Origin of the sequence: Paraburkholderia atlantica (assembly GCF_000092885.1) — a bacterium.
GTDB lineage: Bacteria > Pseudomonadota > Gammaproteobacteria > Burkholderiales > Burkholderiaceae > Paraburkholderia > Paraburkholderia atlantica.
On the sequence record NC_014119.1, the window covers coordinates 948,281 to 973,852 of the forward strand.

The following is a 25,572-nucleotide window of genomic DNA, read 5'->3' on the forward strand; positions in this document are numbered from 1 at the left end:
AGTGGGTTCAGGGGATGGCTGGCTGATCCGTCGGCGACGGCGTGCTCGTGTCATCGGCGCGGCCGGCGCGCTCAGCTGCACCACGACGCGGCGCATGCGCGTGTGCGTGCCGCAATTCGAGTGCCGCGTTGACCACCTCGTCGATCGGAACACCGAGCAGGCAAGCGTGATGCCCATGCGGGCACACGCTGCGATAGCACCAGCGGCATTCGACGTCGCGATACAGCACGCGTTGCGGCGTTTGCCACGGCGTGTGCTGCGGGTTGGTCAGCGCGTAAAGATCGACGACCGGCGTGCCGAGCGCGGAAGCGACATGCACGGGGCCGCTGTTGTTGGAGACGAGCACGCTCGCGCGTTCGAGCAGCGCGGCAAGCTCGGCGAGCGTCAGTGCGCCGCTCAGGTCGTATAGCTGCGCGCGCACGCCGGGTGCGGCCGCGCGGATCACGGCCTCGACGAGCGCTCGCTCGCTCGCGCCGCCGGTCAACAGCACGGGGGCGCCGGTTTCGCGCGCGAGCCGTGTCGCGACTCCACCGAAGCGCTCGGGCGGATAGCGGCGCGATGCGGCGGTCGCGCCTGGATGCAGCACGATGCACTCCGTGTGGCGGCAGATGCCGAGCGTCGTCAGTTTCGCGTCGAGCGACCGGCGCGCGGCGGGCGGCACGCGAAAACGCATCGCGGTGTCGCTCGTCTGCGCGCCGACGTGGAGCACCAGATCGAGCTGGCGTTGTACCTCGTGCCGCGTGCGTTGCTGCGGCTCGGGTTCGCGCAGCCAGTCGGTCAGCAGCGCGTACGGATTCTCGCGGCAATGCGCGAGGCGGCGCGGAATCCCCGCGAGATAGCACAGCATCGCGGCCGGCAACGGGCTCTGGCTGTATACGGTGAAAATCACCGCCGCGTCGAAGCAGCCGCGCTTCAGCCGCTGCTGCATCCGATGATCGTCGAGCAGATCGCGCGTCACGTTCGACGCGGGCGCGACCCACGGCGCGTCGTATTCGATCACGTCGTCGACGTCGTCGAGAAACGGCGCGAGAGCGACCCCGCTGCGCGACGCGAGCAGCGTGAGATGGCGATCTCCGGCGGACTCGCGCAGCGCGTGCAGCGCGGGCGTCGTCATCAGCACGTCGCCGAGATTGTCGAGACGCACGCACAGAATGCGTTTGACGTCGTCGCCCCAGCACACCGGTTGCGACGTATCGGGCACACGCGCATGAGCGAGCGTGGGCGGTGCAATTGGCAGAGGTGCGTTCACCGCGGCGCCTCCTTGCGGCGTGCCGCGGGGCCCGGAGGAAAGCCGTTCAACACGACGCGTTGCGCGGCCTCGTGCAGATCGGCCGCGCGCGCACTCGGCGTGCGCTGCGGGCCGGTCCGCCATTCGGTCTCGTGGCCGTTGTCGAGCAGGATCGTGCGACAGCCGGCGCGATTGCCTGCTTCGACGTCGTCGAGAATGTCGCCGACGAACCAGCTGTTGGCGAGATCGAGTTGATGCTCTACGGTCGCGCGCAGCAGCATGCCGGGCGCGGGCTTGCGGCAGTCGCAGACGATCGCGTAACGCTCGACGCTGCCCTCGGGATGATGCGGACACCAGTACGAGCCTGCGAGCGTGGCGCCGCACTCGGCGAACATCTGCCGCAGCCGGCGTTCGACGTCGAACAGCGCTTTGTCTTCGAACTTGCCGAGCGCGATGCCGGACTGATTGCTGATCGTGAACAGCGCGTACGGGTAGGCGGCGAGCAGCGCGAGCGCCTCGCGCGCGCCCGGCGCGAAACGCATCAGCGCGGGATCGGCGTTGTAGGGCACGTCTTCAAGCAGCGTGCCGTCCTTGTCGATGAATACAGCGGGTACCGTCATGATGGTTGGTGGTATTTGCGAGCGTGGGTCGAAAGTCGGAAAAAGGCGCGCCGTAGCCGCTGGACCGGCCGCGGCGCGTTCCAATTGCGCACGCCGTGCGGGTTCGCGCGGCGTGCGCCGTCGTCAACGGAACGACGCTCCGGCTGCTGCTCGCCGCGGTAGCTGTGCCGGTACGGACCCGGTGTCGAGCGATGTTTTACTCGGCGCGAGCCTTGCCGCGCGTGCATAGACTTGCGCGAGCGCTTCGCTGACGCCGCGCCAGGTAAAGCTGGTCCGCGCCCGCTCGAGGCCCGCTTCGCCCATCCGGCGCGCGAGCGCGGGGTCGCGCCGCAAGCGGTCGAGACGCGCGGCGAGCGTGTGCGGATCGCGCGGCGGCACCAGAAAGCCGGTCACGCCATCGAGGACCGAATAGCGAATGCCGCCGACATCGGCGCCGATCACCGGCGTCGCGCATGCCATCGCCTCCACCGGCGTGATGCCGAACGGCTCGTACCAGGGCGTCGTCACGAACACGTCGGCGGCGCTGTAGAAATAGCGCAGCCGCGCGCGACCACGCCGGCCGACGAAGCACGTCTCGTCCGCGACACCGCATTCGCGTGCGATCTTGCGCAGGCGCGCGATCTCCGGCGTCGCGATTTCGTTGGGCGCGTCCGAATTGCCACCGACCACGTACAGTCGCGCCGCCGTGTTGAAGGTTTGCTTCAGCACGCCGACGCCGCGTACCGCGTTGTCAATGCCTTTGCGCTGCACGAGCCGGCCTAGCTGCAGCACGATGAAGTCGTGCGGGCTCCAGCCGAGCGCATTGCGGGCGGCTTCGCGCTCGACGGGCCGGAACTCCTCATCGTCGAAACCGCACGGCACGATCCGGATGCGCGCGGGATCGGCGCGATAGTGTTCGAGTAGATCGGCCTGGTCCTGCGGACATTCGGCGACGACGACGTCCGAGCGTGCGACCAGTTCGTCCTCGATCGCGAAGCGCTCGTCGGGGAAGCCGTCATCCGCTCCTTGATGGATACGCCGCACGCGACCGAGCGCATGGAAGGTCGTGACCAGCGGCACGCCGAGCGCAGCCTTCACCTTCAGCGCGGCGAGGCCGGACATGAAGAAGTTCGCGTGCATTACGTCGTAGGGCTGCGGTTCGCGACGAAAGAACGCGATCAGGAATGTCGCGAACTCGTCCATGAACGGCAGTAACTGTTCCTTCGGCAGTTGCCGCGGCGGTCCAGCGGGAACATGAATCACGCGCACGCCGTCCATCTCGACGCGCTCGGGCACCAGTGCGCGATCGCGGCGCGTGAACACGTCGACCTGATGGCCCATTTCCACCAGCTGACGCGCGACGTTCGCGACGTAGATGTTCTGGCCGCCGCTATCGACGCCACCGGCGACGGCAAGCGGCGACGCATGTTCACTGATCAGGGCGATCTTCATGTGCACTCCTTCCTGAGATGCGCGTTCTTCGATGTTGAGGAATCGTTTCACCGGCCCCGAGCATTCGCTGTGCCATTCGTATGTTGCGGCTCCGGGAATCGACGGCAGACGTTGGTCCGCATGGACGAAGCGCTGTGGCGTGCCCTATTTCGTGCAGACGGAGAAGCGCTGTGGCGTTCCCTGTTTCTACATACGGTCATGTAACTTCGCACCGCTGATGGCGCGCTGGTACTAGGATGGGCGGAGGATCGCCGGGCGCACCACTTGCTCGACGCCACATTTGTGCGACGTTTTATCCGGGCGCGCCCCGACCAGGAACCCATGCCGAATTCCGTCCCGCCGCCTCGCTCCGAACTGACGCGCCGAATCGTCGGCGATCTCGCGCATGCGGTATGGCGTTATCGCTGGCAGACGAGCGCGGCGCTCGCGTTGATGATCACGGCCCGGCTCGCGACCGTGCTGATGCCGCTCACGCTGAAGCACATCGTCGATGAGCTCGGCCATCCGCTCGCGCATGTGACGTTTCCGGTATTCCTCGTGCTCGCCTATGCGCTGCTGCGCTTTCTCGGCGACGCGCTGAACGAGGCGCGCGACGTCGTGTTCAGCATCGTGGTGCAGCGCACGGTCGCGGCGCTGACCGAGCGGACCTTCGCGCATCTGCATCGATTGAGCGCGCGTTTTCATGCCCGGCGCGAGACTGGCGCGATCGTGCGCGACGTGCAGAAAGGCGCCGACGGTATCGGTTTTCTGCTCGGCACCGCGCTGTTTACGATCGTGCCGACCTTTTTCGAGATCGCCGTGATCGTCGCGATCATGGTGCACGCCTACGCGCGGGAATTCATGCTCGTGATCGTCGCGACCTTCGTGCTGTATGCGGGCTATACGCTCGTATTCACGCGGCGGCGCGTCGCGTTCCAGCGCGCGGTCAATCTGCTCGAAGCGCAATCGGACGGCCGGCTCGTCGATAGTCTGCTGAACTACGACACGGTCAAGTACTTCGCGGCCGAAGACAGCGAAACTCGACGGCTCGGCGACGTGCTGGAAAAGTGGGTCCACGCGCGCATCGCGAACCAGAACGCGTTGACCGCGTTGCACGTGGGACAGAGCGCGGTGATCGCGCTCGGGGTGGCGGGGGTCATGCTGCTCGCCGCGCAGCATGTGGTGGCCGGCAGCATGAGCGTCGGCGATCTGATTCTGGTCAACGCCTACCTGATTCAGGTCTGCATGCCATTGAACACGCTCGGCTTCGTGTTTCGCGAGACCAACGACGCGCTCGTCAACGTCGAGCGCATGTTCGTGATTCTGGCGGCGCACGGCCGCGTCGGCGAGGATATCGATGCGCGCGACGCGCAGCCGCTGAAGGTCGGCGCGGGGCTGATCGAGTTCGAGCACGTCGATTTTGGGTACGACACCGCGCGTCAGGTGCTGCGCGATGTCGACTTCCATGCGTATCCGGGCAAGACGCTCGCGGTGGTCGGCGGCAGCGGCTCGGGCAAATCGACGCTCGTCAAGCTGCTGTTCCGGCTGTATCGGCCCGAGCGCGGCATGATTCGCATCGACGGGCAAGACATCAGCCAGGTCACGCAGCGCAGTCTGCGCGAGGCGATCGGCATCGTGCCGCAGGACACCGTGCTGTTCAATGAAACGATCGCCTACAACATTGCGTATGGACGTCCGTCGGCGACTCGCGCGGACGTTGTGCGGGCCGCGCGTGCCGCGCAGCTCGACGAGTTCATCGAGCGCTTGCCCGACCACTACGACACGCGCGTCGGCGAGCGCGGCGTGCGGCTGTCGGGCGGCGAGCGGCAGCGTATCGCAATCGCGCGCGCGATCCTGAAGGACCCGCGCATCATCGTGTTCGACGAAGCGACCTCGGCACTCGACACGCGCTCCGAGCGCGCGATCCAGACCGAGCTGACGCGTCTCGCGCAAGGCCGTACGTCGATCGTGATCGCGCATCGGCTTTCTACCGTCGTCGACGCGGACTGGATTCTGGTGATGGAACACGGCCAGGTGGTCGAGCAGGGCACGCATCGTGAGCTGCTCGCGCGCGACGCTGTGTACGCGAAGATGTGGTCGCTGCAATGGCAGCAGGGCGAACTCGAACACGCGCAGCGCCGGCTGACCGCTCGATCGGTCAGCGTCAGCGCATTGACGGCGGGTGCGATCGATGCGTTGCACGACGAGATCGCCGGGCAGCGCGTGGTCGTCTACGCGGAGCCGACCGACAGCGCGCTGCGCGTGACCGGCGATCCGAGCGTGCTGCAGCCGCTGATCGCCGAGTTGTGCCGCAACGAGATCGCGCAGGCGAGCCCGGGGCAGCGCATCGCCTTGCGCGCGGAGCGTCACGGCAATCATGTGTGGTTCAGCGTGCTCGGCATGGGCGACAAGCCGGCCGAGCTATCGCAGGCGACGGCGCGGCATATGGAAAGCGCGCTGGCGGCCGCGGGCGGCAGCTTCACGCTGACGCCGCTGAACGGCCGGCTCGCCTATGTGGCGATGCTGCCGTTGCGGCCGGTCGCGGATGCACAGCCGCGATTGGCGTCGGAGTCCACGGCACCGGATTCGGCCGAGCCCGCTTCGCTCGACGGCCTCTTCGTGCTCGCGATCGACGATCAGGAAGAAGCACGTGACGCGCTCGAAGCGGTACTGAGCACGAGCGGCGCACGCGTGCGGCTGTTCGCATCGGGCCGCGAAGCGCTGGATTGGCTGCGCGCGACGGACTTGGCGCAATGGCCGCACGTGCTGCTCTGCGATCTGATGCTGGCCGGCGAAGAGGGCTACGACGTGCTGCACCGCTTGCGAGAACTGGAAGGCGAGCGGCCGTCGTTACAGGGCAGGCCACTGCCGGCGATCGCATTGACCGGCTACGCGGACGTACTCGACGCACAGCACCCGCGCAGCGCGGACTTCGACGCGCATTTGAACAAGCCCGTGCCGCCTGAAGAACTGCTCGCCGCGATCCGGCGGCTCGCGCCTGCGCCGTCGAGTGCGGACTCGACGTTGCCAGGATAAGGAAAGGGCGTGATTCCGGTCTCAGGTCGGCGCGTCGAACTTACCGCTCACGGTCGTCGTTGCGGACGCGTCGAGGTTGCGCTCGGCCGCGCGCACGCGGTCGCGCATCGCGAGGATCGACTGCGGGACCACCCTGCGTTGTCGGGTGCACCATGCGAGTCCGCCAAGTAATTCGATGCCGTCGCGCACCAGCGTGCCTTCGCGCGCGAATACGTCGAGGGCGCGCAACGTCGCGCCCAACGCTTCGCCCAACGGCAGACGCAGCCATGCCACCCACGCGGCATTGCGCGCGAGCATGCGACGCCGCAGCGCGCTGTTGCGCACCGGCGACGGACGATGCTGGAGCGTCAACTGCTCGCAGTACGCAATCGCATGTCCCGACGCGAGGAGGTCGAGTGAAACGAGTGTTTCCTCTCCGCCGATGAACAGTCGCGGCTCATAGCCGCCTACCTCGCGGAACAGCGCGGTACGAAACACGCACGCGCCCGCCATATAGCCGATCAAGGAAGGCCCGGGCAGACCGACACGTCCCAGCGGGCTTGCGCGCATCAACGTACAGGTGGGGTCCGTCGTGTTGTCCGCGCCGACGGCCACGCGCGCATTCAGCACGCCAACGCGGGGCCATGCGTCGAGCAATTGCACCGCGCGTTCGAGCGAGCCGGGCTCCCACCAGGTGTCGTCATCGCAGAACGCGACATAGTCGGTCTCGACGCACGCGACCGCGTGGTTGCGGCCCGCCGCGCCGAGATTGCCGTCGCATTCGACGACGCGAACGCTCGGATAGCGTGCTTCGACGAGTGCGGCCGTGTTGTCGGTGGAGCCGTTGTCGGCGACGATGATTGGCGGGTTTTCGGGTAACGCGAGCAGACGTTCCAAGGTGGTGAGCAATTCGCCCGCACGGTTATGGGTGAGAACGACGACCGAAATGCGGGGGTGGGCGGTTTTTGTTCGCATGCTAAGCAATCGCTTCGACGGTTGGACCGCGACGACGCAGCAAACATCGTGCCGTGGGTCACGCGCTTTGCGGATGCCGACTCGATTCATCGCGGCCGAGCTGCCAATAGCGTTCCGGCGAAAAGAGGCTCGCCTGTCCTTCGGGACCGAACGCGCGCAATTGGCTGCGATAGGCGTCGAGCGCCGCGCGCTTCATGCGCTCGTGTTGCGTCGTGCCGGGCACGTCCAACGCGTGCGGCGCGTCAGCGGCATAGCCGCGTTTCGCCAGGTCGCATAGGCGCTCTTGCACGACGCCGGACATGCGCCGGTAGGGCACGTCTTCATAGGCGATGAAGCGCGTGGCTGGCTGACGCCGCATCAGTGCGAGACACGCATTGGCCACCATGACGTGATCCGAATGGAACAGGCCCAACGGCATCAGGACGCGCGTGGGTTTCGCATGAGCAACAATCTGGCTCAGCGCCGTCATCAGCTCGTCCGCACCGGGCGACGCATGGTATTGCGCGTCGCGGAACAGCAAATGCACGGGCAGCGCCGACAGCAGCCCCAGCGCCTCCCGGTCTTCCGCCTGACGCGTCCGCATCGCTTCGAACGCGTCGGCGAAACCGGCCGCGCGGTCCCAATCGGTCGTGATGTTCTCGGCGGGCGGCGCGGTGAAAACCGTGCAAACGACCGTGCCGGGATGCGCGGCGAGCAGAAGTCCGCAACTGAGGACCGCATCGTCGAGATGCGGTGAGATGACGAGCAGGCGCTGGTTCGATTCCATACCGGCGCTTAGCAAGCTGCGTTCCGCCGTCGCGGCGCGCGACGGGGCGACGCTGGAATAACCCTTGCTGACTTGCGGTTCTACTACCGCTTACCACGTCAGCCATGAGCCCCCCTGCAAAACCGCCCGATCACGTCCGAACCGTCGAAGTCCGCAAAGGTCAGGTAACCGGGTCAATGTCCCGCGACGCGTTTCGCGAGCGCTTCATGGCCCGCTTCTACGATCCGGCGTTTCGTGCGGAAGACGCATCGCTCGCGCGGCTCGAAGCGATCGCGTGGGATGCCTACTCACAGGGCCGCAAGGCGCCGGTCACCGAAAAGGCCGGCCCGGGATTCGCCGACCCGGACTACGATCTGTCGGTCGAATGGCGCGCAGCGAGCGAACGCGTGAAGGCGGCGCAGGCGCGGCAACGCGATCCGGCGACGCGCTCGCGCGTGCTCGTGATCAACGCGTCCTCGCGCAACGACTACACGTGCCCCGGCGAGATGTCGAAGAGCTTCCGGCTCGCGAAGATCGCGCAGCAGGCGCTCGAACGCCGGACCTGCGACGTCGATTTCCTCGACTTGTCGCACCTGAACTCCGATCGCGACTTGCATATTCATCCGTGCAAAGGCTGTGTGTCGACCGCGATGCCGCTGTGTCACTGGCCATGCAGCTGTTATCCGAATCACTCGCTCGGGCTCGTCAACGACTGGATGAACGAAATCTACGAGCGCTTTGCCGCCTGCCACGGCGTGCTGATCGTGACGCCGGTCTACTGGTATCAGGTGTCCGCGCCGCTGAAGCTGATGATGGATCGCCTCGTTTGCGCCGACGGCGGCAATCCCGATCCCACCTCGACGCACGGCAAGAAAGCGGACGAAGCGAAGCGTCTCGAACTGGCCGGCTGGGATTACCCGAAACATCTGGCGGGCCGGGCCTATGGCGTCGTCGTGCATGGCGACGTCGCCGGCATCGAGGACTCGCGGCGGGCGCTCGCCGACTGGCTCGACTGGATGGGCTTTGTCGAAGCGGGCGCGAAGTCGCGTCTCGATCGTTTTATCGGCTATTACGAGCCTTATGCGACCAGCCATGAAGCGCTCGATCGCGACGAGGACATGCAGCAGGAAGTGGCCAACGTGGCGGAGGCCGTCGCGAACTGCGTCGAGCAGATCCGTGGCGGCCGCAAGGAGCCGGACGACGCCCTCGGCACGCCGCGCGCCAAATGATTTTCAAGTCACATAAGAAAGGCGAAGCATGACGAACGACGAAGTGGCGAGCCCGCGCACGCAACGGCGCCGGCTCGGAGGATGGCTGCCGCGTGACGAAGCGCATCTCGCGCGCTACCGGACCGCGCTGGCCGCGAAAGCGCGCGAACGTGCGCGCACAGCGCCACGCACGCGCGCCGTTGCGGAACTCGCGGCGCTGATCGAAGGCGATCCGGTGCTGCGCATGGATATGACGCGGGCCATCATGCAGGCACAGCAAGCGGGCTACGTGCTCGGCTATGCAACGATCGACGAGCTGATGACGGTCGTCGATTACCTGATGACCTACGCGCCGCCGTTCAGCGAGTCTGATCTGATTCATTGTCCGCTGAACGCGGTACTCGACTGGCCGATGTGCATGCCGTCCGGCTATGCGCTGTTTCGCGACCCGGCGCTCAACGAGCAGCTCAAGCATGTGCTGAACTGCTGGTGCGGCTTTCTGAGTGGTCCGCATTCACGCGAACATTTAAATACGTCGTCGCCCGACGGATGGTTCAGCCCCGAGGCCGACAAACGGATCGGCCTTGCGCAATTCGTTTGCGATCCCGGGCAACCGTATTGGGGCTTTACATCGTGGAACGATTTCTTCACGCGGCGCTTCCGTCCCGGCATGCGACCCGTCGAGGAGCCGGACAACGACAAGCTGATCGTCAGCGCATGCGAGGCGACGCCTTACAACGTGCGGCACGGCGTGAAGCTGCGCGACACGTTCTGGATCAAGTCGCAGCCGTATTCGCTCGAAGACATGCTGAGCTCGCGCGAGCGCGAACTGGCGCGATGCTTCGAGGGCGGCTCGGTGTATCAGGCGTTTTTGAGCGCGTTCAACTATCACCGCTGGCATGCGCCGGTCAGTGGCGTGATATCGCGCGCGTACGCGGCGGACGGCAGCTACTATTCGACAGCCGATAGCGAAGGCGAAGACCCGAGCGGGCTCAACGATTCGCAGGGTTACATCACGGCGCTCGCGGCTCGCGCGGTGATCGTGATCGAATGCGACGATGTGGCGGTGGGGCAGGTGGCGTGCGTGTTCGTCGGCATGGCGGACGTGTCGTCTTGCATCATCGAGGCGTTGCCGGGTCAGCGCGTCAGAAAGGGCGACGAGTTGGGTTTTTTCCAGTACGGCGGATCGACCTGCTGCCTGGTGTTCGAGCCGGGCGTGATAGAGCGCTTCGTCATCGAGCCGCCGTTCGGCGACAAGCAGCCGCCGATCAAGGTCAACGCGGCGGTTGCGAGGGTCGGCTCGCGCAACGCATCGCCGTCGCAAGGCAACGGCTAGACGCGCTGCGCGCCGCCGGGCGGCGGCTTCAACTGCGTAGCCGCGCGAAAATACTCAGCAGGTCTTCGAGAACCACCGGTTTTTTCAGGTGCGCGTCGAAGCCCGCATCTTCGGCCGCGCTGACGTCCGCCTGCTGGCCGAAGCCGCTGACCGCGATACAGATCACGGACTTCATCGCCGGCATGCCGCGCAGCTTGCCGACGAACTCCATACCGTCCATGCCCGGCATGCCGATGTCGGACAGGATGATATCGGGCGCGTTACCGTTGATGATCGTCAGCGCTTCCTCGCCGCTCGTCGCGGTGCGCACTTCGGCGCCCTCGCTTTCCAGCAGCAGCTTGAAGGTTTCGACGGTCGCGGCGTCGTCGTCGACCATCAGGATGCGCGTGCCTTTCAGCGGCTCGCCGGTGATTTCGATTCCCGCGCTCGTACGGGTGGCGAGCCGGTGGGTAGGCAGCGTCACCGTGAACGTTGCGCCGCGGCCGACGCCGTCCGACTCCGCGCGCACCGCGCCGCCGTGCAGGTTGACCAGATCGCGCACCAGCGCGAGGCCGATACCGAGGCCCCCGCGGCGCGAGCCCGGATCGCGGCTCTGCTGGAACATCTCGAAGATATGCGGCAGCAGCGACGCCTCGATGCCGGTGCCGGTATCGCTGACGCGCAGCACGGCCTCGGCGTGGTCATTGACCTGCAACGACACCTGGATCGACCCGCGCTGCGTGAACTTGAGCGCATTACTGATCAGATTCCACACGATCTGCTCGATACGCGTCAGATCCGCATGAATGATCACGGGCGCATCGGTCACTTCGACGCTCAATGTGATGCCACGCTGCGCGGCATCATCCTGCACCGCGCTGCACACGCGCTGCACGATCTCGCGCATGTCGACCACCGTGCGCACGACCGACAGCTTGCCGGTGCGCACGCGCGAAATATCGAGCAGATCGTCGATGATTTGCGCCTGGCCGATCACGGTGCGGCGGATCGTATCGGTCGCGCGCGACACGTTGAGGTTCTGGCGCGTTTCCGGCGCGCGCGCGATCAGTTCGGCGCTCGCTGAAATCAGGTTGAGCGGATGCTTGAGCTCGTGCGACACGACCGCGAGAAATTCATCGCGGCGTCGCTGTGCTTCGCGCTCGCTCGCCGCGCGCAGCGTTTCGACGTGGGTGCCGCGTCCCGAGGTCGCGTCGCTGGCGAACTCGCCGAGATCGCGCGTGATCTTCGCAAAACCGCTGATGCCCGGCTCGTCGAGACGGGACAACACGCCGCTCGCGAAAAAGCGCGTACCGTCCTTGCGCAGATGCCAACGTTCCTCTTCGGCGCGCCCGTTCAGACGCGCTTCGGCGAACTCGCGTTTAGCGACGTTCGCGGCGCGGTCTTCGTCGGTGTACAGGATGTCGGCGGACTGGCCGATCATTTCGGCTTCCGAATAGCCGAAAATCCGTTCCGCGCCCGCATTCCAGCTGTTGATCACGCCGTTTTCGTCGAACGTGATGATCGCGTAGTCCTTGGTGCCCTCGGCGACGATGCGCATGCGCCGCTCGCCTTCGCGCAGCCGGTCTTCCGCCTGACGCCGGCCGGTGATGTCGATGAACGACAGCACCGCGCCGTCGATGCGGTCTTCTGTCGTGCGGTAGGGCACGAAGCGCGCGAGATACCACCGCCCGTCATTGCTCTTCAGCTCGCGTTCGATCAGGCGCAGCGAGTCGAATGCTTCGGCCGCGTCGTCGGCGAGCTTGTCGTATTCGAGGCGGTGCGTGATGTCGAGCAGCGAGCGGCCGATGTCCGACGGAATGATGCTGAAGACGTCGGTGGCGCGCGGCGTATAGCGCTTGATGCAAATGTTGCGGTCGACGAAGATCGTGCCGATGTCGTTCGCGGCGATCAGGTTGTGCAGGTCGTCGTTGATCTTGCCGGTTTCCTCGACCTTCGACTTCAGTTCCGCGTTGACCGTGGTCAGCTCTTCGTTGATCGATTGCAGCTCTTCCTTGCTGGTTTCGAGCTCCTCGGTCGCCGAGCGCAGTTCCTCGTTGATCGCTTGCAATTCCTCGTTCGACGCCTTCAGCTCCTCGGTCGAGGTCTCCGACTGCTCGATGGTGGACTGCAGCTGCTCCTTCGTGCGTTGCAGCTCGCGTTCGAGCTGGCTGATGATCGGGTCTTTCTGCACGTCGACCGACGCTGTTTCCGCGTTGGCCATACTGTCTTCGACCTCGTCGAACAGCACCAGCACGAAGTCCGCGTTCGCCTCCGGGTCGTGCACCGGCCGCGCGGTCATGTTGACGAAGTACGAACGGCCGTCGCGCTCGATGCGCACCCGGCGCGCTTCGACGCTGCGGTTCGTGTGCAAGGCCTGATAGATCGCGGTGCGCAGTTCGAGCCGCAGTTCGGGACGCACGACGGCCACGATGTTATGCGAAGGCTCGCCGCCCGAATACTGCAGAAAACGCCCGGCGCGGTCGGACAGATGAACGATTTCGGATTCGCGGCTCACCAGCACGCTGGGCGGCGCATATTGCTCGACGAGCCGCTGATGCAGATCGCCGAACGAAAAGCGCCGGCGCCCCGGCGGCTGCACCGTGGTAACGAGAGGGCGCGAACTCATCGTGCCCGAAATCGCGATCGGCACCGGCGTGTCGCCGCGCACGGCCATGTTCGCGCGATAGATGCGGTTGCGCTTGTCGACCACGGTGAACATCGAGCTCACGCTGTCGGCCGACTCCGAGCTGCCGAGGAACAGCACGCCGCCGGGCCGCAGCGCGAAGTGGAACATCTTCAGAATTTCGATCTGCGCTTCGCGGTCCAGATAGATCAGCAGATTTCGGCAGCAGATCATGTCGAGCCGCGAGAACGGCGGGTCGCTGAGCACGTTATGGTGCGCGAACAGCATGTGTTCGCGCAGTTCCTTCTTGATCCGGAAGTGCGCGGCGTCCTTCGTGAAGAACTGGCGGATGCGCGCCGGCGTCAGGTCGGCCGAGATCGAGTCCGGGTACAGGCCGATGCGCGCGAATGAAATGGCGCGCTCGTCGATGTCGGTCGCGAATACCTGGAACGACACGCCCTCGGGCGACTTCAGCGAGCGCTCCTGCAGCAGCATCGCGAGCGAATACGCTTCCTCGCCGGTCGCGCAGCCCACCGACCAGACGCGGATGCGGTCCGGTTCGCCGCGGTTTTCGAAGAGCGCCGGCAACACCTCGCGCTCGAGTACGTCGAACGCTTCCTTGTCGCGGAAGAAATTGGTGACGCTGATCAGCATGTCCTGCAGCAGCGCCTGCGTTTCTTCAGGGTGCAGATGCAGATAATCGCGATACGCCTGCAGATCCGTAATGCCGTTGACCTGCAGCCGACGTTCGATACGGCGCAGAACCGTAGCCCGTTTGTAATGCCGGAAGTCGTGCGCGGTGCGGGTGCGCAAGATCACCATGATCTCGCGCAGCGCGCGCTCGGCCGACTCGTTGACCGTGTCTTCCTCGGGCTCGTCCGGCTGCACGGCCGGCAGATGGATTTCCCGCGCGGTGGACCACAGATCGAGCAGCCGCTGCGGCATCTCGGCCGCGGTCATCACGAAGTCGGCCATGCCGGTCGCGATCGCGCTACGCGGCATGCTGTCGTATTCCGCTTCGGAAGGGTCCTGCACGAGAGTGATGCCGCCCATTTCCTTGATGCGCGACAGGCCGACCGAGCCGTCCGAGCCCGCACCCGACATCACGATGCCGATCGCGCGTTCGCGGTGCGCCTCGGCCAGCGTGCGGAAGAACAGATCGATGCTCGCGCGGCGTCCTTCCTCGGGCGGCTTGCGCGTGACGCGCAGGTAGCCGTCGACCATGATCATCTCGTACGAGGGCGCGACCAGATAGACGTGGTCGGACTCGATCTGCGTGGGGCTAGTGACCTGCAGCACCGGCATGCTGGTGACCTTCTGCAGCAGCGAGGCCAGATTGCTTTCGTGGTCCGGCGACAGGTGAACCACCACGACGAAGGCCATCGACGTGCGCGCGGGCAGCGCCTCGAAGAATTCCGTCAGCGCGTTAAGCCCCCCCGCCGATGCGCCGATACCGACGATCGGATAGAGTGCCTGGCTAGGCAGAGTTTGCCCTCGCTTCTTTGACATGGCTGCGTGTCCCTTCTTGGAAAAGGATAGTGTCCAGCGGTGGATTTTTATAGGGCAGCGAGCCCATTTCTCGCTCACCCCGGATCGTTATTATCCCGCATCGCCTTCATTTTTCCAGCAGCATCGACTGCAACAGTTCGGCCGCGTGCCCCGCGCGCCGGGCGTTGTCCTCCTCGCGTTGTTGTGCGGCGGTGTCTCCCATCGCCGCGAAGTGTTCGCCGAGCTCGCGGCTGAACATTTCGCGCTCGCGCAGCGCCCGCAGCGCATTGCGCAGCGACGTCTCCGCATCGATCATGCGGCCGTCGTCGAGCGACGCGGCCGAATACGCATGGCCGGTATGGCAGCGATAACGCATTACGCGCGAACCGGTGATGCGCCACAGCGTGCCGTTACATTCGGGGCATGTGAAGGTCGACGGCGTTGCCAGTCCCTTGATGGCGTCGAACGGCGCGGCGCCGGACAGCCACGCGCGCTGTTCGAGGGCGACGCGGTCGGAGGCCTCGCGCTGCGCCGGGCCGAGATTTACCGGGGGATTGGCAATGCCGCCGGTCAGTTTTACCAGGCATGGGCCCAGTTGCTGGAGCGGCAGCACGTGGTCGGCGAAGGGCGTTGCGTGCCGTGGCATCTCGCTCGCGAACGCGTCGTCGGGGTCCTGCACGACCGTCGTGCCGCCGCACGCCTGGATCGCTTCGAGGCCTGCGGCGCCATCGTCGAGCAGGCCGGTCAGGATCACGCCGATCGCGCGTGGTCCCATCTGCGCGGCCGCGCTGCGAAACAGCGGGTCGATCGCGGGGCGCGCGAAGTTTTCCTTCGCGCCATGCAGGAGCCGCAACTGGCCATCATCGACCACGAGGTGCCGATCGGGCGGCGCCACGTAAATTCTGCCGGGCGCGTAATGTTCGCCATCCTGCGCGTGCTTGGCGGGCAGCGGGCCGGCCTGGTTCAGAAGCGTGGGGAGCATGCTGCCATGCGCGCCGATGTGCAGTACGACGGCGATGCTGGCGGGCATATCGACGGGGAGCTGCGACGCAAGCGCACGCAGCGCGTCGACCCCTCCCGAGGACGTGCCGATTACGATGAAATCACGGTGGGTCAAGTGGACTCCGGGAGGTGGAGGCGGGACGGAAGAACGGCCCTTTCATATCAGTCAACTTAATGAGCAAGCGATATGCCGTCGGGGCATTTTTATTGCGCCGTCGTCGGTGAAAACGCCCTTGCGCTGGCTCCGGTTTTCAGCCTCCGCCACAATCAGCCAAACGGGCCGAAAGCGTCGCGCGAACCACGCAGAGGCATATGATGAACATGTAGGACGGGCGTGCCGGAGATGGCCGGCACGATACGACGTTCCTGCGCAAACTCACAGTCATGGCGACTCCGATTCAAGCTTCCGTGCCAGCGGAAAGCTGCCACGTCGTTGGCATTGGTGCATCCGCCGGCGGCATCGAAGCGATGCATTGCCTGCTTCAGGCTTTGCCCGCCGAACCTGCGCTTGCGCTCGTCGTCGTGCAACACCAGCTGCCGGGTGGATCGAACGAGCTCGTGAATCTGGTCAGCAAGTGGACGTTGCTGCCGGTCCGGGCCGCGAACCACGGTGAGCGTCCCGAGCCGAACCACGTCTACGTCGCGGGTTCCGACGACGTGCTGACTCTCGAAGGCGGCCTCTTTCGCACGCGGCCGGTCGACGGCGGCAGCCGCCGTCCCGGCATCGACACCATCGACGCATTCCTTGAAAGCCTCGCGCAAGATCGCGGCTCGCACGCGCTCGCCGCGATCCTGTGCGGCACCGGCACCGATGGCGCGGCCGGCGCGATCTGCGTGAAGCGGGCCGGCGGCGTGGTGCTCGTGCAGGACCCGGTCACCACGATGAACGACAGCATGCCGAGAGCGGTGATTTCGCGCGGCGCCGCCGACTACATCCTGCCGGTCGGCGAGATCGCGAAACAGCTGCTGCGCTGCGCGTCACCCGCCTATGTGCGGCCGGCCAATGAAGTTGCATGGACCGGCGAGATCACGCGAACGCTCGATGAGATCGTCGGGCTGATCCGCAAGCAGGCGGGCTTCGATCTGGGTGGATACAAGGCGGCCCCGCTGCTGTGGCGCATCCAGCAGCGCATGGATCGACGGCGTGCCGAATCGTTCGGCGACTACGAGTCGCTGTTGCGCGACGACCCGGCCGAGCTCGAAGCGCTGATTCGCGGCATTCCGATTCACGTGACCGAGTTCTTCCGCGATGCGCCGGCCTGGGACGTGTTGCGGCATGAGGTCATCGAACCGATGCTGAGCGAGCGCCACGCGGGCGATGTCGTGCGGGCCTGGACGCCAGCCTGCGCGACCGGCGAAGAGGCGTATTCGGTTGCGATGCTTCTGCAAGAGCATGCGGACAACACCGGCCGTCCCTTCGATTTCCGGGTGTTCGCGACCGATGCGTCGCCGGAGATCGTCGCGCGCGCGAGCCGCGGCGCGTTTTCGGGCGACGCGCTGAAGAACGTCTCCACGGCACGCCAGCAGAAGTTCTTCTATTCCACCGACGGCAACTGGCGCGTCAAACGCCACTTGCGCGAAAAGATGGTATTCGCGCCGCAGGACCTGCTGCTCGATCCCCCGTTCAAGGACCTCGATCTGGTCACTTGTCGCAACCTGCTGATTTATCTCGACCCCGAAGCGGTCAAGCGCGTCGTATTCCTGCTGCACAGCTCGCTGAAGGTGGGCGGCTATCTGTTCCTCGGCAAGGGCGAGCCGCTGTTATCGCGGCAAGGTTTCAACTTCGTGTCGAGCCGTTGGCATATTTACCGCAAGACGGGCCCCGCGAGTGACGTCGAAGTCCGCTTCCCGTTGCGTGTCGCGACAAGCTTGCGCGCGAGCGCCGTGCCTTTCATCGGTCATTCGAGCGCGCATGCGCAGCGGGATTTCCCGTCGGTGTTGATCGACGACGAGTTCCGCGTGCTGCGTGTGTATGGCGATACGGAAAAATTCCTGCGTGTCCCGGCCGGCCAGCCAACCGACAACCTGCTCGAACTGACGCAGCGCGAACTGGCGTCGAGCCTGAAGGCGGCCGCGAAGATGGCGCTCGAAGACGGTCAGCCGACGATCGTCAACGGCCTGCGTGACGAAGGTAACGTCACGCACTCGTTCCAGATCCGGCTCACGCCGATTCGAAGCGCGCAAAACGGCGCCGCGCCGAGGTTGCTCGCATCGTTCATTTCCCGGGCGCGCGAGATTCGCCCCGGCGCCACCGAACCGGTTGCACTGCCGAGCCGCGATGCGGACGTCGCGGCTTCCAGCGAGTGGAGCGAAGCGATCCGCATCTCGCGCGAGGAACTGGAGGCGTCGCGCGAAGAGTTGCAGGTGCTCAACGAGGAACTGAAAGCCGCGAACGAGCAACTCAATCTCGTCAACGACGACCTGAACCAGGCCAATGCGCGGCTCACCGGCAAGATAGCGGAACTGGAGATGCAAAGCGCCGTACTGAGCGCCGGTGCGGTGATGGCGATGTTTCTCGACGAGGCGTTGCGCGTGCGGTGGTTCACGCCTTCGATCTGCGAGATATTTCCGCTGAAAACGGGCGACGTCGGACGCGGCATCGCCGATATTTCGCCGAAGGTCGACGACGTGAATTTCCTGCGCGACGTGCTCGCGGTGATGCAGAACCGGACACCGCGCGAAGCCGAGGTGCGCAATGCCAGCGGTGGATGGTTCCTGCGGCGCATTCGCCCGTTTCTGTCGCAGACCGGCACGACCGGCGTGGCCGTCACGGTCACCGACATCTCCGACCTGAAGCACGCGGAAAGAGTGCTGCGCGAAAGCGCGATGCACGATTTCATGGTGCGCTTCGCCAACGCGCTGCGCGGGCTGACCGGTTACCGCAATACCCGATCGACGGCGATCCGGATGCTGCGTCAGCAGTTCGGCGCCGCGCGCGTCAACTACTCGGAAGCGCGTGGCCCCGATGAACTTGAAATCGTCGCGACCGACGCGCTGGCGGGCACGGCCGATATGCTGGGCCGCCGCTGCGCGATCAACGACGCCGGGCCCGCGCTTACCGCCGCGCTGTTCACCGGCCGCAGCGGCTGGAGCAACGACGTGATGGCCGATCCCGCCGCAAGCGCGGCCGAGCGGCGCGCGTGCCGCGCGCTCGGCATCGGCTCGTGGGCCAACATGCCGTTCGTGCAGTCGGGCCGCGTGCTCGGCGCGCTGACGATGCACTTCGACACCGCGCACACGTGGGCGCCCGACGAACTGATGTTTCTCGAGCTGATGGCCGAGCGCACGTGGGCGGCGGTCGGACGTGCGCGGGCCGAGGAAGACCTGCGCGCGCGCAACGAGGAACTCGAGCGGTTCAACAGGGTGGCGATCGGCCGCGAACTGCGCATGATCGATCTGAAGAACGAGGTTAACGAATTGCGTCGGCAACTCGGCCAATCGCGTCGCTATACGACGGAATCCGACGATCATGACGATCGCAACAAGGCGCCCGACCGCACCTGAACGGCGATTACACCGGCGCGGGCTGACTGCCCGTCGCGGGCGGATGGTCTCGCGTGTCGGGCGCGAGCAGCGCGTCGTAGATCGTCAGGTAGTCGTCGGTCATGCGCGCGGCCGTGAAGCGGCGCTCGAACGCATGCCGGCACGCGCCACGCTCGATGCTGTCGATGCGCGCAACCGCTCGCACGGCCTCGTCCACGTTATCGACGAGCAGACCGCTCACGCCGTCGTCGATCAACTCTGGCACCGCGCCGCGGCGAAACGCGATCACCGGCGTACCGCACGCCATCGCCTCGATCATCACCATGCCGAACGGCTCGTCCCATTCGATCGGCAGCAGCAACGCGCGGGCGTTTTCGATCAACCGCCGGCGCGCGAGGCCGCCGACTTCGCCGAGGTATTCGGTGAACGCTGTCGAGCGGCGCAACAGCGGATCGATGCGCTCGCGGAAATAGTCGCGCTCGCCGGGATGGATCTTCGCGGCGATCTTCAACGGCAAGCCGCTGCGCCGGGCAATTTCGATCGCGAGATCGGGACGTTTCTCCGGCATCATGCGGCCGAGAAATAACAGGTATGAACCGGCCATCGGTTGAAACGCGAACTCGGCGAGCGGCAGGCCGTGATGGACCGTGCCTTGCCAGTTCGCCCACGGCACGGGCCGGCGCTGACTCGCGGAAATCGACACCACCGGCACGCGGGCGAATTCGCGAAACAGCGGGCCGTGATCGTGCAGCAGCAGACGGCCGTGCAGCGTCGTCAGCGTACGGCATGGCATGAGTTCTGACCACGCGAAATGCAATGGCTCGCCGTGAAAATGAACGACATCGAATTGATCCGCGTCGCGAATCACGCGCGCGAGTTGCCTGACGTGATGCGTTTGCGTGTCCCACACGTTCGTGTCGCGCCAAAGTCCGCGCGGGCAGATCGACACCAGCCGCGCGGCGGTCGTCGAATCGGCGCTCGCATAGAGCGTCACGTCGTGGCCGCGGGCGACCAGTTCTTCGGTCAGATACGACACGACGCGTTCGGTCGCGCCGTACGCGAACGGCGGCACGCTTTCGTAAAGCGGGGCGATCTGGGCGATTCTCATCGGGCGTTGAAAAGAGGACAGGGAAGTCGGCGCGCAACACGCCGCGCCGGACCACCAGCAGCAATCGACGTACCGCCGCGCGAGCGGTGACGCGGTATGGCGTTTGCTCGATGCGGGTACTTGACCGATCAAAGGGGCTGCCATGAACGACCGCGCAACGCAATCCGCTTCGGACGACACGAAGCCCACCGCCCCACGCGAAAACGCGAGAACACCCGACGCGCTCGCGCTGCTCGAAGCCGATCACCGTGCCGTCGAAAAACTGTTCGACGCCTTCGGCAAATCGCGCGGTGACGAGCGCGACACGCTCGAAGCCAAAGCCGCGTTGGCGCAGCGTGCCTGCGAAGAACTGACGATGCACACGATCATCGAGGAAGAACTGTTGTATCCGGCCGCGCAGCAAGCACTGCCCGACGACGACAAGCTCGATGTCGATGAAGCCTACGTCGAGCATTTTCTGGTGAAGACGCTAATCGCGAAGTTCACGACGCTGAAGCCGGGCGACAAGGGCTTCGACGCGACCTTCAAGGTCATGTCCGAACTGGTGCGGCATCACGTCGAGGAGGAGGAAGGCGAACTCTTTCCGGCCTTACGCCGCACCGGCTGCGATCTCGCCGCGCTCGGCAAAAAGATCGCGGCCCGCAAGGAAACGCTGCAAGCCAGGCTGGATCAGGCGGGCAGTCGCGCGGTCGGCGACAAGACCTGATTGGAGCCCAAAGGCGTTGCTGCGACAGCTCTGTCCGTAAGTCGATGCTTACGGACGAACGCACCCTTTTACGTGTCCATTAACATCGATTTCAGGAGGGCACAACAGGATCGCCTGATGCAGGCAGGGAGAGCCATGTCAAGGAGAAAGCTGAAACTGACGCAATACCCGGCGGCAGCGGTCGCCTCGCGCGATGACTTTTCGATTTACGTCACCGCGCGACGCAGCGCCGATGGACGATTCTATGCCGATCTGCTGGTGAGCCGTAAATTGGATGGCCGCCGTCTGTTCCCGTTCGATGGCGCGCCCGAAGTCGGTCCGTTCAACAGCATCGAGGAAGCGCGGCTCGCCGCCGAAGAATACGGCGCGCGGATCGTTGCGGCCGACCTTGCCTGTCCGGAGGCGTGAGCGCGCGGCCCGGTTAGCGCGCGGCGCCCCACCGCGCTGACGACGGCATCCCCATCAAACGCTTGTCCCGGTTCACCACCGGCACACGGTGGAGTTGTGCGCCCGCCGCTCTCTTGCGATGGTGCTATCGACCCAACGCGCACCGCGCGGAACAACCCTTGCTCGCCTGTCGCTCGCCGTCACTCGGACCCGGCGCGCGCGGCGCCGTGCCGCGGCATCGCTTACGTTCTCGGAGAAACGCATATGGACAAGGAACTCGAAGCCCGCATCCGCACGCGGGCGTATCAGATCTGGGAAAACGATCCGTCGCCGGAAGGGAGAGCCGACGACCATTGGGAGGAAGCGCGCCGGCAGATCGAGGCGGAAGGCGCAGCCGCGCCGCAGGAGCCGACCGATCAGTCCGCCGATCGCGACCGCGGCTCGCGCATCGCGCCCGAAGAGCAACTGCAGGAAATGCCGGGCGACGACATCGAACCCTCGAAGCGAGCCAAACGCCCGCGCGCTGGATAAGCGGGCCCCGCGCTCTACACCGGCGCCGACGATCGCGTCGGCGCCACCGGCAGCGCGCGTTTGTGGCGCGTTGCCATGTAAAAGCGGCGAATCGTCGTCAATACTTCGTCGCTGACCGGCTTGCCTTCGAGGAAGTCGTCGATGTCCTGATAACTGATGCCGTAGCTGTCCTCGTCCGGTTTCTGCGGCGTCAGCGATTCGAGGTCCGCGGTCGGCACTTTGTCGACGAGCCGCTCCGATGCGCCGAGCGCATGCGCGAGCGCACGCACGCGGCGCTTCGTCAGACCGGCGAGCGGCAAGATATCGGCGCCGCCGTCGCCGAACTTCGTGAAAAAGCCCATCAGCGATTCGGCCGCGTGGTCGGTGCCGATCACCACGCCGACCCGCGCGCCCGCAATCGCGTATTGCGCGATCATGCGTTGCCGCGCCTTGATATTGCCGAGCACGAAGTCTTCATGAAAGTCGTCGACGTACTGCACGTTGCCGCGTTTCAGAGAAGACAGCATCGCGTCGGCGGGCTCCTTGATGTTGACCGTCAGCGTTTCGTCGGGGCGGATGAACGCGAGGGCGGCCGCGGCGTCTTCTTCGTCGCGTTGGCTGCCGTACGGTAGACGCACCGCGACGAAGTGCGCTTCGTAGCCGGTTGCGCGCAGACGTTCGACGGCAAGCTGCGCGAGGCGTCCGGCAGTCGACGAATCGACGCCGCCGCTGATACCAAGCACATAGGTGTGCAAGCCTTGCGACGCCAGGTAGTCGCCGAGGAAGGCAATACGCCGCTCGCGCTCGCTGTCGACGTCGAAATTGCGCTCGACGCCGAGTTCGTCAATTACTGCCTGCTGCCACGCGTGGGTGTCGAAGGAGGAGTGCAGATTCATCGTTCGGTCTCTCTTCAGTGGTCCCGCTCGATGCGCGGGAGTTGATCGAAGTAATGCTCGACGCGCGACAGCGCATACAGCGCGGCGGCCGAACGCACGTCGTTGCGATCGCCGGAAAAGCGCCGCGTCTCGGCGAACGTGACGAACTGATCGCCGGGCCGTCGGAACGACCATGCGAAGCATTGCGTGCCTGGTGGCGGGCCGTCAGCGGAGCCGCCATGCGCGCCGCCATCGGCAAGCCCCGTGTTCGATACCGCGATGTCGGCGCAGCAGCCTTCCTGACTTAGCGCACCCTCGGCCATTTCGCGCGCGACCGCTTCGCTGGTGAGCCCGTATTGCTTCATCGTGCTTTCCCGCACACCAAGAAAGCCTGCTTTGCCGGATGGCGAGTAGCTGACGAAGCCGACATCGAGACACGCGCCGCTACCCGGCACGCTAGCCAGATACGACGCAATCTGGCCGCCGGTGCAGGATTCGGCGGTTGCGAGCTTCAGACCTCGCGAGCTGAGGAAAGACACGACTTGCATGGGAATGTTCATGATTTGAGCCTTTGTTGTGCGACGGATTCGGACCGGCGTTTCGTTGGTGCAAAAGCTCAGCAAGGATCGGTCCGCGCGTGCTTCACGTTTCGCGCATCGCCATCGGTTCAAGCCGGCGGTATGCTCATTGCTGAAGCGTGGAAGAGCAGCGGACTCGCGCGCGGCCCCGCCGCGATGCGGGGCGCGCGCAGCGCTGCGCATTCGCGAGGAGGCGGCGATGGGCGATTTCGACGAAGCGCGCGCATGGATGGTCGAACGGCAAATCGTGCAACGCGGCGTGCGCGACGACTTCGTCATCGAGGCGATGCGGCGTGTGCCACGCGAAGCGTTCGTGCCGTTCGATCTGCGGGAATTCGCGTATGACGATACGCCGCTGCCGATCGGCGGCGAACAGTCGATCTCGCAGCCGTACATCGTCGCGAAGATGCTTGCGGCCGCCGAATTGCAGCCCGGCGATCGTGTGCTCGACATCGGTACGGGCTCCGGCTATGCGGCCGCGATCGCCGCGGAGATCGCGGGCCGGGTGGATTCGATCGAGCGCGACGCGAGCCTCGCCGAGGGCGCGCGCGAGCGCTTGCAGCGGCTCGGCTACGAGAACGTCGAAGTGCATGTCGGCGACGGCACCGCGGGTCTGGCCGCGCATGCACCGTACAACGCGATCATTGCGGCGGCGGGCGGGCCGCGGGTGCCGCAGGCGCTGCGCGTGCAACTCGCGGTCGGCGGACGGCTCGTGATGCCGGTCGGCAGCAGTCCGAGCCGTCAGCGGCTCGTGAAGATCGTGCGGCGCGACGAACACGACTACGACGAACACGCATTCGCCGACGTGCGCTTCGTGCCGCTCGTCGGCGACGACGGCTGGCCGGCGCCAGGCGGCGTGCCACGTGCGGATTCGCGACCCACGCCTGAGCCGCTCGCATCCACGCCGGCCACACCCGAGCCAGCCGCACTTACGCCGGCCGCACCTGAAGCGGCCGCGCCTCAGCCAGCCGCGCTCGAACTCGCGCTTCGCGATGCGGCCGAACCGTTGCCCGACATCGATTCGGCCGAATTCGCGGCGTCTATCGACCGATTCGCCGGGCGGCGGGTCGTGCTGCTCGGCGAGGCCAGTCACGGCACGTCGGAGTTCTATCGCGCGCGGGCGGCGATCACGCGCCGCCTCGTCGAGCGGCACGGTTTTTCGATGATCGCGGTCGAGGCCGACTGGCCCGATGCCGCGATCATCGACCGGCATGTGCGCGACCGGCCGATGCCCGGCGAGCGGTCTCGACCGTTTCGCCGCTTTCCGACCTGGATGTGGCGCAACACCGACTTCATGGGCTTCGTCGCGTGGTTGCGCTCGCACAATGCGCTGCACCGCGACGGCGAGACGCGCTTTTACGGGCTCGACATTTACAGCCTGTCCGAATCGATCGACGCTGTGCTGCGCTATCTCGACAGCGTCGACCCGGCAGCGGCGTGCATCGCGCGCGAGCGTTATGGATGCCTCAGTCCGTGGCAGAAGGACCCGGCCGTGTATGGGCGCGCCGCGTTGAGCGGCGGCTACGCGCAGTGCGAAGAGCACGTGATCGCCCAGCTCGGCGATCTGCTGAAAAGCCGGCTCGACTATGCGCGGCAAGACGGCGAACGCTTCCTCGACGCGGCGCAGAACGCGCGGCTCGTCGCTGTCGCCGAACACTACTATCGCGCGATGTATTACGGTGGGCCGCAAAGCTGGAATCTGCGCGACACGCACATGTTCGACACGCTGCGTCATGCGCTCGACAGTCGCGGCTCGCAGGCGCGTGTGGTCGTGTGGGCGCATAACTCGCATATCGGCGACGCGAGCGCCACGCAGATGGGCCGCGTGCAGGATGAGATCAATCTGGGCCAGCTGTGTCGCGGGCAGTTCGGCGACGCGGCGGCGCTGATCGGATTCGGCACGCACAGCGGCACGGTTGCCGCGGCCAGTGACTGGGGCGGACCGATGGAAGTGAAGACCGTGCGGCCATCGCTCGATGGCAGCGTCGAATTCAGCATGCACGGCACGGGCCTCGCGCGCTTCCTGCTCGACTTGCGGCCCGGCGTGCACGACGCGCTGCGCCAACGGCTGCGCGCGCCGCTGCTGGAGCGCTTCATCGGCGTCATTTATCGTCCCGAGACAGAGCGGGATAGCCACTACGCGGAAGCGTCGCTGGCCGAGCAGTTCGATGCGTTCGTGTGGTTCGATCGCACCAGTGCGGTGACCGCGCTGCCCGTTTCCGCCGACGAGAAATACCACGCGGCGGAGACTTTTCCATTCGGTGTGTGAGCGAGGAACGCGGCTTGCAACGGAGCG

The 25,572-nt window shown here is 65.8% G+C and carries 18 protein-coding genes; 8 read left to right on the forward strand and 10 right to left on the reverse strand.

Annotation, left to right across the window (positions count from 1 at the left end; genetic code table 11):
- Nucleotides 1-7: 7 nt before the first annotated feature.
- The 3 genes from waaF to BC1002_RS31905 form a co-directional block, all read right to left on the reverse strand.
- On the reverse strand, nt 8-1,249 hold the full coding sequence (waaF, locus tag BC1002_RS31895) for a lipopolysaccharide heptosyltransferase II (RefSeq protein ID WP_013094095.1): 1,242 nt from the start codon (nt 1,247-1,249) through the stop codon (nt 8-10).
- A complete protein-coding gene (locus tag BC1002_RS31900) occupies nt 1,246-1,848 on the reverse strand; it encodes a D-glycero-alpha-D-manno-heptose-1,7-bisphosphate 7-phosphatase (RefSeq protein ID WP_013094096.1) in 603 nt (200 codons plus the stop codon). The genes waaF and BC1002_RS31900 overlap by 4 nt, the downstream gene beginning before the upstream one ends.
- Before the next feature lie 123 nt (nt 1,849-1,971).
- Nucleotides 1,972-3,279, reverse strand: coding sequence for a glycosyltransferase family 4 protein (locus BC1002_RS31905; protein ID WP_013094097.1), 1,308 nt, complete (start codon nt 3,277-3,279; stop codon nt 1,972-1,974).
- Nucleotides 3,280-3,600: 321 nt separating this feature from the next.
- On the opposite strand from BC1002_RS31905, the gene BC1002_RS31910 reads away from it, so the two are divergent.
- Entirely contained in the window at nt 3,601-6,294 is a 2,694-nt protein-coding gene (locus BC1002_RS31910) for an ATP-binding cassette domain-containing protein (protein ID WP_013094098.1), read from the forward strand.
- A 21-nt stretch (nt 6,295-6,315) separates the two neighbouring features.
- On the opposite strand, the gene BC1002_RS31915 is transcribed toward BC1002_RS31910, so the two are convergent.
- Nucleotides 6,316-7,248, reverse strand: coding sequence for a glycosyltransferase family 2 protein (locus tag BC1002_RS31915; RefSeq protein ID WP_013094099.1), 933 nt, complete (start codon nt 7,246-7,248; stop codon nt 6,316-6,318).
- Between the two features lie 58 nt (nt 7,249-7,306).
- Entirely contained in the window at nt 7,307-8,014 is a 708-nt protein-coding gene (locus BC1002_RS31920) for a PIG-L deacetylase family protein (RefSeq protein WP_013094100.1), read from the reverse strand.
- 176 nt (nt 8,015-8,190) lie between these two features.
- Here BC1002_RS31920 and BC1002_RS31925 point away from each other — a divergent pair, with 176 nt between their 5' ends.
- Nucleotides 8,191-9,222 carry a flavodoxin family protein gene (locus tag BC1002_RS31925; protein WP_013094101.1) on the forward strand — a complete coding sequence of 344 codons (1,032 nt, stop codon included), beginning with the start codon at nt 8,191-8,193 and terminating at the stop codon, nt 9,220-9,222.
- 28 nt (nt 9,223-9,250) lie between these two features.
- Nucleotides 9,251-10,537, forward strand: a complete 1,287-nt coding sequence (locus BC1002_RS31930; protein WP_013094102.1) for a phosphatidylserine decarboxylase family protein — start codon at nt 9,251-9,253, stop codon at nt 10,535-10,537.
- A gap of 28 nt (nt 10,538-10,565) precedes the next feature.
- Here the strand turns inward: BC1002_RS31930 and BC1002_RS31935 are convergent, their stop codons facing one another.
- A complete protein-coding gene (locus BC1002_RS31935; protein ID WP_013094103.1) occupies nt 10,566-14,648 on the reverse strand; it encodes a CheR family methyltransferase in 4,083 nt (1,360 codons plus the stop codon).
- Nucleotides 14,649-14,754: 106 nt separating this feature from the next.
- Nucleotides 14,755-15,744 carry a chemotaxis protein CheB gene (locus tag BC1002_RS31940; RefSeq protein WP_013094104.1) on the reverse strand — a complete coding sequence of 330 codons (990 nt, stop codon included), beginning with the start codon at nt 15,742-15,744 and terminating at the stop codon, nt 14,755-14,757.
- Between the two features lie 269 nt (nt 15,745-16,013).
- On the opposite strand from BC1002_RS31940, the gene BC1002_RS31945 reads away from it, so the two are divergent.
- Nucleotides 16,014-19,133, forward strand: coding sequence for a CheR family methyltransferase (locus tag BC1002_RS31945; protein WP_013094105.1), 3,120 nt, complete (start codon nt 16,014-16,016; stop codon nt 19,131-19,133).
- Between the two features lie 7 nt (nt 19,134-19,140).
- On the opposite strand, the gene BC1002_RS31950 is transcribed toward BC1002_RS31945, so the two are convergent.
- Nucleotides 19,141-20,220: a glycosyltransferase family 4 protein gene (locus BC1002_RS31950; protein WP_013094106.1), complete on the reverse strand. Its 1,080-nt coding sequence runs from the start codon at nt 20,218-20,220 to the stop codon at nt 19,141-19,143.
- Nucleotides 20,221-20,362: 142 nt separating this feature from the next.
- Between BC1002_RS31950 and BC1002_RS31955 the strand changes: the two genes are divergently transcribed.
- The 3 genes from BC1002_RS31955 to BC1002_RS31965 all read left to right on the forward strand — a co-directional run bounded on the left by BC1002_RS31955 (nt 20,363) and on the right by BC1002_RS31965 (nt 21,844).
- Complete coding sequence (locus tag BC1002_RS31955) at nt 20,363-20,926, forward strand: hemerythrin domain-containing protein (protein WP_013094107.1); 564 nt, start codon at nt 20,363-20,365, stop codon at nt 20,924-20,926.
- A gap of 135 nt (nt 20,927-21,061) precedes the next feature.
- Nucleotides 21,062-21,334 (forward strand): DUF6723 family protein, encoded by a 273-nt coding sequence (locus tag BC1002_RS31960; protein ID WP_041735745.1) that lies wholly within the window; start codon nt 21,062-21,064, stop codon nt 21,332-21,334.
- Between the two features lie 243 nt (nt 21,335-21,577).
- The gene (locus BC1002_RS31965; RefSeq protein ID WP_013094109.1) at nt 21,578-21,844 is read left to right on the forward strand and encodes a DUF2934 domain-containing protein; all 267 of its coding nucleotides are present in this window, start codon (nt 21,578-21,580) and stop codon (nt 21,842-21,844) included.
- 14 nt (nt 21,845-21,858) lie between these two features.
- Here BC1002_RS31965 and nadE read toward each other — a convergent pair whose 3' ends face one another.
- Both nadE and BC1002_RS31975 read right to left on the reverse strand, forming a co-directional pair.
- Complete coding sequence (gene nadE / locus BC1002_RS31970; RefSeq protein ID WP_013094110.1) at nt 21,859-22,719, reverse strand: ammonia-dependent NAD(+) synthetase; 861 nt, start codon at nt 22,717-22,719, stop codon at nt 21,859-21,861.
- Between the two features lie 14 nt (nt 22,720-22,733).
- Nucleotides 22,734-23,258 carry a CinA family protein gene (locus BC1002_RS31975; RefSeq protein WP_013094111.1) on the reverse strand — a complete coding sequence of 175 codons (525 nt, stop codon included), beginning with the start codon at nt 23,256-23,258 and terminating at the stop codon, nt 22,734-22,736.
- A 217-nt stretch (nt 23,259-23,475) separates the two neighbouring features.
- Between BC1002_RS31975 and BC1002_RS31980 the strand changes: the two genes are divergently transcribed.
- On the forward strand, nt 23,476-25,545 hold the full coding sequence (locus BC1002_RS31980; protein WP_013094112.1) for a protein-L-isoaspartate(D-aspartate) O-methyltransferase: 2,070 nt from the start codon (nt 23,476-23,478) through the stop codon (nt 25,543-25,545).
- The last annotated feature ends 27 nt before the right edge of the window (nt 25,546-25,572 follow it).

Excerpts from the sequence above, each read along its gene's own strand:
- BC1002_RS31900 (WP_013094096.1), bottom strand. The coding sequence starts at position 1,848 with ATGACGGTACCCGCTGTATTCATCGACAAGGACGGCACGCTGCTTGAA.
- BC1002_RS31905 (WP_013094097.1), bottom strand. The coding sequence starts at position 3,279 with ATGAAGATCGCCCTGATCAGTGAACATGCGTCGCCGCTTGCCGTCGCC.
- BC1002_RS31910 (WP_013094098.1), top strand. The coding sequence starts at position 3,601 with ATGCCGAATTCCGTCCCGCCGCCTCGCTCCGAACTGACGCGCCGAATC.
- BC1002_RS31915 (WP_013094099.1), bottom strand. The coding sequence starts at position 7,248 with ATGCGAACAAAAACCGCCCACCCCCGCATTTCGGTCGTCGTTCTCACC.
- BC1002_RS31920 (WP_013094100.1), bottom strand. The coding sequence starts at position 8,014 with ATGGAATCGAACCAGCGCCTGCTCGTCATCTCACCGCATCTCGACGAT.
- BC1002_RS31925 (WP_013094101.1), top strand. The coding sequence starts at position 8,191 with ATGTCCCGCGACGCGTTTCGCGAGCGCTTCATGGCCCGCTTCTACGAT.
- BC1002_RS31930 (WP_013094102.1), top strand. The coding sequence starts at position 9,251 with ATGACGAACGACGAAGTGGCGAGCCCGCGCACGCAACGGCGCCGGCTC.
- BC1002_RS31935 (WP_013094103.1), bottom strand. The coding sequence starts at position 14,648 with ATGTCAAAGAAGCGAGGGCAAACTCTGCCTAGCCAGGCACTCTATCCG.
- BC1002_RS31945 (WP_013094105.1), top strand. The coding sequence starts at position 16,014 with ATGGCGACTCCGATTCAAGCTTCCGTGCCAGCGGAAAGCTGCCACGTC.
- BC1002_RS31950 (WP_013094106.1), bottom strand. The coding sequence starts at position 20,220 with ATGAGAATCGCCCAGATCGCCCCGCTTTACGAAAGCGTGCCGCCGTTC.
- BC1002_RS31955 (WP_013094107.1), top strand. The coding sequence starts at position 20,363 with ATGAACGACCGCGCAACGCAATCCGCTTCGGACGACACGAAGCCCACC.
- BC1002_RS31960 (WP_041735745.1), top strand. The coding sequence starts at position 21,062 with ATGTCAAGGAGAAAGCTGAAACTGACGCAATACCCGGCGGCAGCGGTC.
- BC1002_RS31965 (WP_013094109.1), top strand. The coding sequence starts at position 21,578 with ATGGACAAGGAACTCGAAGCCCGCATCCGCACGCGGGCGTATCAGATC.
- nadE (WP_013094110.1), bottom strand. The coding sequence starts at position 22,719 with ATGAATCTGCACTCCTCCTTCGACACCCACGCGTGGCAGCAGGCAGTA.
- BC1002_RS31975 (WP_013094111.1), bottom strand. The coding sequence starts at position 23,258 with ATGAACATTCCCATGCAAGTCGTGTCTTTCCTCAGCTCGCGAGGTCTG.
- BC1002_RS31980 (WP_013094112.1), top strand. The coding sequence starts at position 23,476 with ATGGGCGATTTCGACGAAGCGCGCGCATGGATGGTCGAACGGCAAATC.